Annotated in this window: 8 protein-coding genes, 2 rRNA genes and 1 pseudogene; 5 read left to right on the top strand and 6 right to left on the bottom strand. The window is 70.9% G+C overall.

The features are described from left to right. The 4 genes and pseudogenes from LIU39_RS21540 to LIU39_RS21525 form a co-directional block, all read left to right on the top strand. Positions 1-106, top strand: a 23S ribosomal RNA gene (locus LIU39_RS21540); the annotation flags it as partial. A gap of 113 nt (positions 107-219) precedes the next feature. Continuing rightward, positions 220-336 (top strand): 5S ribosomal RNA (gene rrf / locus LIU39_RS21535). Positions 337-846: 510 nt separating this feature from the next. Further along, positions 847-1,272: pseudogene (locus tag LIU39_RS35770) on the top strand (hypothetical protein); the annotation flags it as partial. A gap of 372 nt (positions 1,273-1,644) precedes the next feature. Next, on the top strand, positions 1,645-2,496 hold the full coding sequence (locus LIU39_RS21525) for a tetratricopeptide repeat protein (protein ID WP_372463992.1): 852 nt from the start codon (positions 1,645-1,647) through the stop codon (positions 2,494-2,496). A gap of 129 nt (positions 2,497-2,625) precedes the next feature. Here the strand turns inward: LIU39_RS21525 and LIU39_RS21520 are convergent, their stop codons facing one another. The 5 genes from LIU39_RS21520 to LIU39_RS21500 all read right to left on the bottom strand — a co-directional run bounded on the left by LIU39_RS21520 (position 2,626) and on the right by LIU39_RS21500 (position 9,539). Further along, a complete protein-coding gene (locus LIU39_RS21520; RefSeq protein WP_227048449.1) occupies positions 2,626-4,437 on the bottom strand; it encodes an IucA/IucC family protein in 1,812 nt (603 codons plus the stop codon). Further along, on the bottom strand, positions 4,437-5,045 hold the full coding sequence (locus tag LIU39_RS21515; RefSeq protein ID WP_227048448.1) for a GNAT family N-acetyltransferase: 609 nt from the start codon (positions 5,043-5,045) through the stop codon (positions 4,437-4,439). Before LIU39_RS21515 ends, LIU39_RS21520 begins: the two co-directional genes overlap by 1 nt. After that, positions 5,042-6,361, bottom strand: coding sequence for a lysine N(6)-hydroxylase/L-ornithine N(5)-oxygenase family protein (locus LIU39_RS21510; protein WP_227048447.1), 1,320 nt, complete (start codon positions 6,359-6,361; stop codon positions 5,042-5,044). Before LIU39_RS21510 ends, LIU39_RS21515 begins: the two co-directional genes overlap by 4 nt. Before the next feature lie 34 nt (positions 6,362-6,395). Further along, positions 6,396-8,045, bottom strand: coding sequence for a pyridoxal phosphate-dependent decarboxylase family protein (locus tag LIU39_RS21505; RefSeq protein ID WP_227048446.1), 1,650 nt, complete (start codon positions 8,043-8,045; stop codon positions 6,396-6,398). A gap of 237 nt (positions 8,046-8,282) precedes the next feature. Continuing rightward, positions 8,283-9,539: a DUF1015 family protein gene (locus tag LIU39_RS21500; RefSeq protein ID WP_227048445.1), complete on the bottom strand. Its 1,257-nt coding sequence runs from the start codon at positions 9,537-9,539 to the stop codon at positions 8,283-8,285. A 201-nt stretch (positions 9,540-9,740) separates the two neighbouring features. Between LIU39_RS21500 and LIU39_RS21495 the strand changes: the two genes are divergently transcribed. Beyond that, positions 9,741-10,775, top strand: coding sequence for an HAD-IIA family hydrolase (locus tag LIU39_RS21495; RefSeq protein WP_227048444.1), 1,035 nt, complete (start codon positions 9,741-9,743; stop codon positions 10,773-10,775). A gap of 34 nt (positions 10,776-10,809) precedes the next feature. On the opposite strand, the gene LIU39_RS21490 is transcribed toward LIU39_RS21495, so the two are convergent. Beyond that, complete coding sequence (locus LIU39_RS21490) at positions 10,810-11,703, bottom strand: siderophore-interacting protein (RefSeq protein ID WP_227048443.1); 894 nt, start codon at positions 11,701-11,703, stop codon at positions 10,810-10,812. Between the last annotated feature and the right edge of the window lie 20 nt (positions 11,704-11,723).

Below are 11,723 nucleotides of genomic sequence, written 5' to 3'. Positions count from 1 at the left end.
CTTGAGGGGTTAAGGCTCCCAGTAGACGACTGGGTTGATAGGCCAGATATGGAAGCCTGGTAACGGGTGGAGTTGACTGGTACTAATAGGCCGAGGGCTTGTCCTCAGTTGCTCGCGTCCACTGTGTGGTTCCCGGGTTGCGAACAGTCGCAATCGCTGGTTGAACCAAGTTTCACTCTTAACTAAAAAGTGTGCTTGTTCGCTAGAACCCGATAGGGTTTCGGTGGTCATTGCGTTAGGGAAACGCCCGGTTACATTTCGAACCCGGAAGCTAAGCCTTTCAGCGCCGATGGTACTGCAGAGGGGACTCTGTGGGAGAGTAGGACGCCGCCGAACAATCTTTCAAGGACCCTTGGTCCCAGCGTTCACGCTGGGACCAAGGGTCCTTTTTGTTTTGCCGAAGCGCGCCGAACCGGTCGGTGCGTGAGAATGAATGCAGTACCGAAGACAGGAGTCACGTCGATGTCCACCAACTCTTCCGACGATCGTTCGGAGCGCCGGCCTCAGCGGCGCGACGATGGCGACCGCGGTGGCTTCCGGCGTGACGACCGGAGCCCGCGGCGTGACAACGACCGTGGCGGGCGCCCGGCCGGCGGTGGCTACGCGCGTCGTGACGACCGTTCTTCCGGCGGCGAGCGCGGTGGCGACCGGGGCGGATTCCGCGGTGGCGACCGGCGGGATGACCGGCCGCGTGCACCTCGTCGTGATGACCGGCCGTCCGGTGGGGATCGTGGCGGGTTCCGGCGTGATGGCCGGCCGTCCGGCGGCGACCGTGGCGGTTTCCGTAGGGATGACCGTGGTGACCGGCGTGATGACCGGCCGTCCGGTGGCGATCGTGGGGGGTTCCGTAGGGACGATCGCGGTGGTGACCGTGGTGGGTTCCGGCGTGATGACCGGCCGTCCGGCGGAGACCGTGGGGGCTTCCGGCGGGACGATCGGCGTGATGAGCGGCCGTCGTTCCGGCGGGATGACCGCCCTTCCGGCGGCGACCGTGGTGGGTTCCGCGGTGGCGATCGGCGGGATGAGCGGCCGCGTGGACCTCGTCGTGATGAGGGGGACCGTGGTGGGTTCCGGCGTGATGACCGGCCCTCTGGTGGGGACCGTGGGGGGTTCCGTAGGGACGATCGCGGTGGTGACCGTGGGGGGTTCCGGCGTGATGACCGGCCGTCCGGCGGCGACCGCGGGGGCTTCCGGCGGGACGACCGGCGGGATGAGCGTCGTGATGACCGGCCGTCCGGTGGGGACCGTGGGGGGTTCCGTAGGGACGATCGCGGTGGTGACCGTGGGGGGTTCCGGCGTGACGATCGGCGGGATGAGCGGCCTTCTGGTGGGGACCGTGGGGGGTTCCGTAGGGATGACCGTGGTGACCGGCGGGATGATCGTGGTGGGGACCGGGGTGGGTTCCGGCGGGATGAGCGGCCTTCTGATGGGGACCGTGGGGGGTTCCGTAGGGATGACCGTGGTGACCGGCGGGACGACCGTGGCGGGGACCGTGGTGGGTTCCGGCGGGACGACCGTAGGGATGACCGGCGGGGTGGTGGGTTCCGGCGGGATGAGGAGCGGGGGCGGCGGCCTTATGGTGCGGGGCATGGCCGGGATGAGCGTCGTGATGACCGGCGGGACGATCGGCGGGATCGGGAGCCGATTCGGCGGCTGCCGATTCCGGAGGACGTCACCGGTGACGAGATCGACAAGGATGTGCGGCAGGAGCTGTTGAGCCTGCCCAAGACGCTGGCCGAGGACGTTGCCAAGAACCTGGTGATGGTCGCGAAGATGCTGGACGAGGACCCGGAGAAGGCGTACGGGTACTCGCGGGTGGCGCTGCGGCTGGCGTCCAGGGTGGCGGCGGTGCGTGAGGCGGCGGGGTTCGCCGCGTACGCGGTCGGCAAGTACAGCGAGGCGCTGGGTGAGTTCCGGGCGGCGCGGCGGATGACCGGCGGTGTGGAGCTGTGGCCCGTCATGGCGGACTGCGAGCGTGGTCTCGGGCGGCCGGAGAAGGCGATGGCCATGGCCGGTGAGCCCGAGGTGGCGAAGCTGGACAAGGCCGGCCAGGTCGAGATGCGGTTGGTCGCGGCCGGTGCGCGGCGGGACATGGGGCAGGCGGATGCGGCGGTCGTGACGCTGCAGAGTCCTGAGCTGGCGTCGAACGCGATTCACCCGTGGACGGCGCGGCTGCGGTACGCGTACGCGGATGCGCTGCTGGAGGTCGGGCGCGAGGGCGAGGCGCGGGACTGGTTCGCCAAGGCACTGGAGGCCGACCAGGGCGGTACTACCGACGCGTCGGACCGGCTGGCCGAGCTGGACGGTGTGGAGTTCACCGACGCGTTGGACGAAGAGGCCGATGCGGAGGACGGCGATGAGGCCGGTCGTGCCGGCGGGGCCGATGAGGTCGGGGCGGTGGATGCTGCGGCTGAGGTCGATGTGGCCGATGAGGCTCCCGTGGACGATGAGGAGCGGTTCGAGAAGGGCCCGGAGAAGGGGCCTGAGCAGGGCTGAATCGTGTGGGTCGGCCACGGGCGGCAGGTCCGTGGCCGGTGGCCGCGCGGTGAGGTGAGCGCGCGGTGAGCTGAGCAAGGTGAAGGGCGGGATCCCGGTGGGATCCCGCCCTTTTTGCGTGGGTGAGGGTCAGGGGGCGTAGGGGGCGAGCGGATTGTGGAGGGTGCCGACGAGCTGGAGGGCGCCGGCCGGGTCCTGGAGGTCGACCATCTGCTGGTTGTTGCGCAGCTGGAGACGGTTGAGGCAGGAGAGGGCGAACTCGTCGGCGAACATGTCGTACTGGCGGAACCTGTCGGCGAGGTGCGGGACCGACTTCTGGTAGTCGGTGACGCATTCGGCGACCGTGCGCCAGAACGTCTCCTCGTCGAGGACGCCCAGGTCGGCGAGGGTGCCGTTGAGGAAGCGGAAGAAGCAGTCGAAGACGTCGGTGAAGAGGGAGAGGAGTTTCTTGTCCTCGGGGACGTCCGCGCGGATGCGTTCGACGGCGGGGGGCAGTACCGCCTGCGGGTCCATGACGGCGATCTCTTCGGCGATGTCCTTGAAGATCACGCGGGCCACCGCGCCGTCCTCGATGACGAGGATCGCGTTCTCGCCGTGCGGCATGAAGACCAGGTCGTAGGCGTAGAAGCTGTGGAGGACGGGGGTCAGGTACGCGTCCAGGTAGCGGCGCAGCCAGGTGGCCGGGGCCAGGCCGGATTCCTCGATGAGCGCCGCGGCGAAGGAGTTGCCTTCGCGGTCGACATGGAGGAGGGAGGCCATGGTGGCCAGGCGCTGGCCGGGCTCCAGGGTGGGGACCGGGCTCTCGCGCCAGAGGGCGGCGAGCATCTTCAGGTACGGGGAGCCCTTGGCGGTGGCGGCCTCGTACTGGCGGTGGTGGTAGCCGATGGCGGCGCGTTCGCGGATGATCGAGAAGCGGGCGGCCCGGAAGATGTCGTCGCCGGAGATCAGGCGGGCCAGCCAGTCGTTGATGGCCGGGGTGGCCTCCATGTAGTTCGCGGACAGGCCGCGCATGAAGCCCATGTTGAGGACCGAGAGGGCCGTTTTGACGTAGTGCTTCTCGGGTGCGCTGGTGTTGAAGAAGGTGCGGATGGACTGTTGGGCGAGGTAGCGGTCGTCGGCGGTGCCGAGGCAGACGAGGTGCTGCTGGGCGACCTCGGCGGCGAAGGTGACCGAGAGCTTGTTCCACCACTGCCACGGGTGGGCGGGGATCAGGTGGTAGTCGGCGGGGTCGAGGCCGAGGCCGGTGAGGGTGGCGGCGAAGCGGTCGAGGGTGGCCTGGCCGAGTTCCTCGCGGACGAAGGTGTCGTAGTCGAGGCCGGCGCCCGCGGTGAAGGTGGAGCGGTCGCGCCGGGCGGCGAGCCAGATCAGCTGGACGGGGGCGGCGGTCTCCGGGGCGTACGCGTGGTACTCGTGGATGCCGAAGCCGAGGCGGCCGTTGTTGGCGACGAAGCAGGGGTGGCCCTCGGTCATGCCGGTCTCGATGGCCTGGAAGCCGGACTTCGCGAGGTCGGCGGCGGCGACGGGCTCGGCGGCGAGTTTGTAGGCGGTGCCGGAGAGCGTGGAGCTGATCTCCTCCAGGTAGACCGGGAGGATCGTTTCCCCGAGGCCCAGTGCGTCGCGGAGCTCGATGAAGAACTCCAGTGCGTCCAGGGGGAGTTGGGCGTCGCCGCGGTGGCGGGTGATGCTGTCGGCGTCGATCTGCCAGTGATCGAGGGAACGTCTGCGGGCCGTGAAGCGGTACTCGGTGGTGCCGTCGTCGCTGCGGACGGCGTAGTGGCCGTCCTGCGGCAGGGGTGTGGGGGTGAGCAGGCGTTCGTGGGCGAACTCGGCGAGGCCCTTGCGGACGAGGAGCCGGCCCGCACGGGCCCACAGGTCCGGGGTGAGGTGGGCGACCGCGTCCTGGGCGGGAAGGTGCGGGGCGCCGGTGGAGGGGTTCGGCATCAGTTCTCTCCTCGGGTGGCCAGGAACTGGTCGCGGGTGCAGGTGCTGAGGTAGGCGTCCTTCGACGGCAGCGAGACGGTGCGGAGGATCTCGAAGCCGACGGCCTTGTTGAGGCTGTGGACGGCCGTGTTGCGGGCGTCCGGTTCGACGACGACGCGGCGGGTGGCCGGGTCGTCGAAGAGCATGTCCATCACGGTGGTGAGGACGGCGCGGGTGAAACCGTGGACGGGGGTGGCGGTGGGGGCCGTCAGGAAGTGCATACCGACGTCGCCGGGTTCGGCGGTGTGGATGCCGACCAGTTCGCGGTGCGCGGGGTCGTAGCGTTCCATGAGGAAGGCGGGGGTGCCGTTGTGCAGGCCGAGGAAGGCGTCGTGGTACGGGTCGGCGGCGATCCGCGTGAACTCCTTCTCGACGTCGGCGAGATCGCAGTCCTGCATCAGCCAGAAGACGGCTTTGGGGTGGGTGACCCAGCCGTGCAGCAGCTCGACGTCGGCGATGGGGCCTCCCCTGCTCGAACGAAGTTGAGAGCTTGGGGAAGGGTCGAGCGGGCGGAGCGCGAACGTGCCGAGTGCGGCGTCGGTGCGGGTGAAGAGCGGGGCGGCGGTCATGCCGGGACCTCCAGAGGGTGGTGCGGGCCGGCCGGGGCGGCGAACTCCTGGAAGGCGATGGCCTTTTCGACCGGGTAGTACTCGCGGCCGAGCAGCTCGCGGATGATGCAGGAGTTGCGGTAGGCGGCCATGCCGAGGTCGGGGGTGACGAAGCCGTGCGTGTGCAGCTCGGCGTTCTGCACGTAGATGCTGTGGCCGCCGGTGTCGATGCTGTAGTTGCGGCCGACGGCGTAGCGGCCCTGGTCGTCCCAGGCGATGCGGTCGCGTACCGGGGTGAGGAAGGACGGGACGTGGTAGCGGTAGCCGGTGGCGAGGATCAGGCCCTGGGTGTCCAGGGTGAAGTCCTTGCCCTGTTCCTCCTGGCGGAGGCCGAGGGTGTAGGTGCTGGAGGCCGCGTCGTAACTCGCGCGTTCCAGCGAGGTGTTGGTGAGCAGCCGGGTGCGGACGGGGCCGCTGAGGTTCTTCTGGTAGAGCAGATCGAAGATGTCGTTGATCAGCTCGGAGTCGATGCCCTTGTAGAGGTTCTTGTGCGAGGCGTTGAGCCGGTCGCGGGTGGCCTGCGGGAGGGTGTGGAAGTAGTCCACGTACTCCGGTGAGGTCATCTCCAGCGTGAGCTTGGTGTATTCGAGGGGGAAGAAGCGGGGGGAGCGGGTGGCCCAGGTCAGGTGGTAGCCGTAGGTGTCCACGTCCTGGAGCAGGTCGTAGTAGACCTCGGCTGCGCTCTGGCCGCTGCCGACGAGGGTGATGCTGTCCTTGGTCTGCAGGCGGGCCTTGGAGTCGAGGTAGTCCGCGTTGTGCAGCAGGTCGCCGCCGAGGCCGTGGCAGGCGTCGGGGAGGTGCGGCGGGGTGCCGGTGCCCAGGACGAGCTTGCGGGCGCGGTAGGTGTGGCGGTCGCCGGTGGGGGTGTGCTCGGCGTGCACGACGTACAGCTCTTCGCTCTCGTCGTACTCGACGGTGGTGACCTGGTGTGCGAAGCGGATGGTGTCGAGCTTGCCGGCCGCCCAGCGGCAGTAGTCGTTGAACTCGGCCCGCAGCGGATAGAAGTTCTCGCGGATGTAGAAGGAGTACATCCGCCCCGATTCCTTCAGGTAGTTGAGGAAGGAGAAGGGCGAGGTGGGGTCGGCGAGGGTGACGAGGTCGGCCATGAACGGCACCTGGAGGTGGCTGCTGTCCAGCATCATGCCGGGGTGCCAGTCGAAGGACGCCTTGTTGTCGAGGAACAGGCCGTCGAGTCCGTCGATCGGTTCGGTGAGGCAGGCCAGGCCGAGGTTGAAGGGGCCGAGGCCGATGGCGATGAAGTCGTAAGGGGCGGACACGAGGTCTCCGTGGTGTGGTCGGCTGCGGGGAGGGTCAGCGCGCGCTGAGAGCCGGCTCGGGCTGCTCGGCCAGGTACGTACCGGCGTGCTCGGCGATCAGGTCGAGGACGGTGGCGATGTCCTCCAGCGTGGTCTCCGGGTTGAGCAGGGTGAACTTGAGGTAGTGGCGGCCGTCGACGACGGTGCCCGCGACGATGGCGTCGCCGGAGGCGAACAGGGCCTCGCGGGCGTGCAGGTTGACGCGGTCGCTCAGCTGCGGGTCCGGGTCGCCGCCGGGGACGTAGCGGAAGACCAGGGTGCTCAGCTGGGGTTCGGTGACGACGTCGAAGCGGGGGTCGCCGTGGAGGAGCTTCCAGGCGTCCGCGGCGCGGTCGATGACCTCGTCGAAGAGTCCGCCGAGCGCGTCGGCGCCCATGGTGCGCAGGGTCAGCCAGAGCTTGAGGGCGTCGAAACGGCGGGTCGTCTGGATTGATTTGTCGACCTGGTTGGGGATCCGCTTCTCGGCCATCCGGCGCGGGTTGAGGTAGTCCGCGTGGTAGGTGACGTGCCGCAGCGTGGTGTGGTCACGGACCAGGAGGGCGCTGGAACTGACCGGCTGGAAGAAGGACTTGTGGTAGTCGACGGTCACCGAGTCGGCGTGCTCGATGCCGGACAGCAGCTCGCGCCTGCGGGAGATCAGCAGGCCGCAGCCGTAGGCGGCGTCGACGTGCATCCAGACGCCGTGCCGTGCGCACAGATCGGCGATCTCGGGGAGCGGGTCGATGCTGCCGAAGTCGGTGGTGCCGGCGGTCGCGACGACCGCCATCGGTATCAGCCCGTCGCGGTGGCAGCGCTCCAGCTCGGCGGCCAGCTCGTCGGTGCGCATCCGCTTGGTCGCGTCGACGGGTACCGGGAGCACGGCCTCGGCGCCCAGGCCCAGGAGCGTGGCGGCCTTCTGGATGCTGAAGTGGCTGACCTCGGAGGCGAGGATGCGCAGCCGGGGGAGTACGTCGGAGCGGTCGGTGCCATGGGGTATCCCCTGCTCGAACGCAGTGGGGAGCTTGGGGAAGGGGGCGCCGTCGCGGGTCAGTTCGCGGCGGCACGCCTCGTCCCGGGCGAGCAGCATGGCCTGGAGGTTGGACTGGGTGCCGCCGCTGGTGAAGATGCCGTCGGCCTGCTCGCCGAGGCCGATCCTGCGGGCGGTCCAGTCGATCAGGCGCCGCTCGATCAGGGTGCCGCCGGCGCTCTGGTCCCAGGTGTCCAGGGAGGAGTTGACGGCGGTGAGGACGGCCTCGCCGACGAGTGCCGGGATCACCACGGGGCAGTTGAGGTGCGCGAGGTAGCGCGGGTGGTGGAAGTAGACGGCGTCGCGGAGGTAGACGTCTTCGAGTTCGTCGAGCGCCGCGGCGGGGTCGTGCAGCGGTGCGTCGAGGTCGATGCCGGCCACCGTGGGGGTGAGGCCGTCGACGGAGACGCCGGTGAACGGCCGCTGGGTGGCGGCGATTCTGGCGCCGACCCGGTCGACTCCTTCGGTGACCGCGCGGCGGTAGTGCCGGGCGGTACCGTTGTTGAGCAGGTAGCTGCGGCCGTCGGCGGGCTCGGTGACCGGGGTGTCTTCGGTCTCCGCTGTGTGCGTGACACGATGTGTCGCCCCGGGGGTGCGGGCGGGCGACGGGTCCTCGGCGGAGTGCGCGAGGAGACTCATGAAGGTGTCCTCCCTGATGCGGACTTGACCACGCCCTGTGCGGTGGGGGAGGCGTGGTGGCGCGGCGGCGGGAAGGCCCCGCCGCGACGTAGTGAGGTAAGCCTAACCTAACTGTTTCGGCGGCAGGGGAGGGGGTGCCCGCAGCGGTGGGGCCGGGGCGCCCGGGAGATGTGAGCACAACTCTGTCCCGCCTTCGGCCCGGGTTCAGGGCGGACGGCGGGACGGTGCGGCGATGCCCTACGTGTCCAGAGTGCGCAGGATCAGGCCGCTGGCCGGCTTGGGGCCGAAGGACGTCGACTTGCGGGGCATCATCACGCCCTCCCAAGCGAGTTGGCGCACCGTCTCCTCCGACGTCGCGCGCATCAGGACGGCCGTACCGCCGTGCCGGGCGGCCTGCGCGACGGCGGCCCGGGCGTGATGCAGATAGCTGATGTCGGAGGGGCGGTCGGGGATGTGCCACACCGCGTCCAGGAGGGCGGAGTGCAGCACCGTGGCGTCCAGCCGGCGCCAGGTCTCGGGACGGTCCTGGCGCACCGTGCGGGCGAGCAGCCCCGGGTCGGGGCGGTCCAGCAGATGGAACGCGTCAGGCCCGCCGGCCAGGACGAAGGCGGTGCCGGGGGTCTCGTCCAACGCCGCGAGTGCCGCGGTGAGATCCGCCGGCAGGGGCCGGGCGCGGAACGCCTCGCCGAGACCGGCGAGGGCTGCTTCGGGCGCCAGGTGCGGCAGCACGCGGTGGATGGCGCGCACCTGGAGCGGGTAGCGGGCGGTGTCGACCAGCAGCACGAGGCCGCAGGCCCAGGGCGAGGCGGGGGTGGCGCCCGGTGTCTGCTCGTACAGCCGCTGGTACGTCGCCCAGCGGTGGTGGCCGTCGGCGATCAGCGCCTGGCGTTCTGCGAGGTCGGCGTCGACCGCCGCGAGGTCCGCGGGTGCGGTCACGGCCCACAGGCGGTGCGCGAAACCGTCCTCGGTGGTGGTGGCGAGCAACGGCGGTTGCTGCACGGTGCGTTCGATGACGGCGGTGGCGCCCGTCGCGGTGCCCTGGCCGCGGTAGGAGAGCAGCAGTGGCTCGAAATTGGCGGCCGCGGCGCGCATCAGCTGCGCCCGGTCCTCGACGACCTCGGGGATGACGTCCTCGTGCGGCAGCACCGGGCCGTCCAGTCGCAGCGCGCCGATCAGGCCGCGTTGCAGCACGTCGCCCGCGCGCTGCTCGTACACGTACAGGGCGGGCTGCGGATCCGGCGTCAGGATGCCGTCGGCGCGCCAGCGTGCCAGGGTGTCGGCCGCCTGGCGGTGGCGCGTTCCGGGGTCGGGGGCGTGCGGCAGGATCAGCCGGACGATGTTGTACGGATCGGCGGTCTCCAGATACCGCACGCCGTCCGGCCTGACCACGACGTCGTACGGGGGAGAGGTGACCGCTGTGAGGCTGCTGACCCGGTCCGGGGCGTAGCGCAGTCCGCGGAACGGGAGGAGGCGGAGGCCGTCGGTGCTGGTCATTGGGGAATGCTATTCCGCTGGTGGGGTGAGGGATGATCGGGGGAGAGCCATGATGTGGCTGGATATATCGGTAGGCGCGGCCGGGGCGGACGCGGTGCGGCGCGGCGGAGCCCCCAGGGCTCGCGGGCGCGGCGCCGCGGTATCCCCGCGGCGTGCTGTGACGGTCCGCGCGGTGCGTGGGCCGGTGAGGAGCGGGACGGCATGACGGAGCAGGTTCGCAGGCGGCCCGGCGGGTGCGCGCGCCCGCTGAACGAGGCGTACGACACGGCGCTGCTGGATCTGGACGGCGTCGTCTACGCGGGCGGCGCGGCCCTCGCGCACGCCGTGGACTCGCTGGTCACGGCGCGGGACGCCGGGATGCACCTGGCGTATGTGACCAACAATGCCGCCAGGACCCCGCAGGCGGTCGCCGATCAGCTGACCGGGTTCGGCCTGCCGACCGGCGCGGATGACGTGATCACGTCGGCGCAGGCGGTGGCGCGGCTGATCTCCGAGCAGGTGCCGGCGGGCTCCAGGGTGCTGGCCATCGGCGGCGAGGGGCTGCGGGTCGCGCTGCGTGAACGCGGCCTGGTGCCCGTCGAATCGGCCGATGACGATCCGGCGGCGGTGGCGCAGGGATACGACCCGACGATGGACTGGGGGCGGCTGGCGGAGGCCGCGTACGCGGTGCAGCGCGGCGTGCCGTGGTTCGCCTCCAACACCGACCTCACGATCCCCAAGGAGCGCGGGATCGCGCCGGGCAACGGCGCGTTGGTCGAGGTGGTGCGGACCGCCGCGGGCGGGACGCCGCAGGTGGCGGGGAAGCCGCAGCCGCCGATGCACAGGGAGACGGTGCTGCGGACCGGCGCCGAGCGGCCGCTGGTGATCGGGGACCGGCTCGACACCGACATCGAGGGCGCCTGCAACGGCGGGGTGGACTCGCTGCTGGTCCTGACCGGCGTCACCACGGCCGCCGAACTGCCGGCCGCCCCGCCGCAGCACCGCCCGACGTACGTCGACGCCGATCTGCGCGGCCTGTTGACGGCGCAGCCCGCGGTGGAGCCGGACGGCGAGGCGTTCGGCTGCTGCGGCTGGCGTGCCGCGGTGGACGGTGACGTACTCGTGCTCGACGGCGCGGGCGAGCCCCTGGACGGGCTGCGGGCGCTGTGCGCGGCGGCCTGGACTGCGGCGGGGGACGGGAGTTGCACGGCGGACGCGAGCGGCGCGCTGAAGCGGCTGGGGCTGGCGGGGCGGTGAGGCGCGGGGCGGCCGGCTCGGGGCCGGCCGCCCGTCAGTCCTGGCTTGCGGATGCCGCGGCCGCCGCCGTCAGCTCCGCGATCAGGTCCTCCTCGGTGGCGCCGCGCCGCCAGTAACCGGTGAACTTCACGGTCCTGCGGTCGAATCCGCGTTCCTGGACGAGGTGCCTGCGCTGTGCCTTGACGGATCCGGCCTCACCGGCGATCCAGGCGTACGGCGTGCCCTCGGGCAGTTCGGCCGCGCGCAGGGCGTCCAGCACCGGCTCGCCGCCCGGGGTGCCGGCGGCGTCGCGGACGATCCAGGTGAGGTCGGCGTCGGCGAAGCCCGGCAGGTGCTGCCGGTCGTCCTCGTGGTCGATTTCGAGGAAGACCTTGGCGCGGGTGCCGGGGGTCAGCCAGGCGAGGATGCCGGCCACGGCGGGCAGTGCCGTCCCGTCGCCGGTCAGCAGGATCCAGTCGGTGCCGGTCGGCGGCCGGAAGTCGACGCCGCCGTTGTCCTCCACCGTCGGTGCGAGCACGGCCAGCCGGTCGCCGGGCCCGGCGGACGCGGCCCAGCGGCAGGCCGGGCCGCTCGCCGGGGAGTGGCCCGCCGCGTCGACGCCGTGCAGCAGGAAGTCGACGTCGAACTCCTCCGGCTCGTGGCGCTGTTCGCGGATCGTGTACGTGCGCATCACGGCGCGCTCGGCGGGGTCCTGCGCCCGCCAGGCGGTGTACCAGCCGTCGCCGGTGTCGTCGAAGACCGGCCTGCTCTGGTGCGGCTGCGGGAGGAAGAGTTTGAACCGCTGGTCACGTCCGCCGGAGGCCATGTCGGCCAGCCGTTCGCCGCCGAAGGTGATCCGGACCACGGAGGGGCTGCGCCGTTCGGTACGGACGACGTGCACATCGAAGAAGCGGAACGGTGCGGTGGCGGGGGCGGCGGTGGTGGTCATGCGGTGAACCTCCTGTGGCC

It is taken from the genome of Streptomyces pinistramenti (assembly GCF_020564935.1).
In the GTDB taxonomy this organism is placed as follows: domain Bacteria; phylum Actinomycetota; class Actinomycetes; order Streptomycetales; family Streptomycetaceae; genus Streptomyces; species Streptomyces pinistramenti.
The sequence above is the reverse complement of the archived record's forward strand: the minus strand, read 5'-3'. Positions and strand labels throughout refer to the sequence as shown.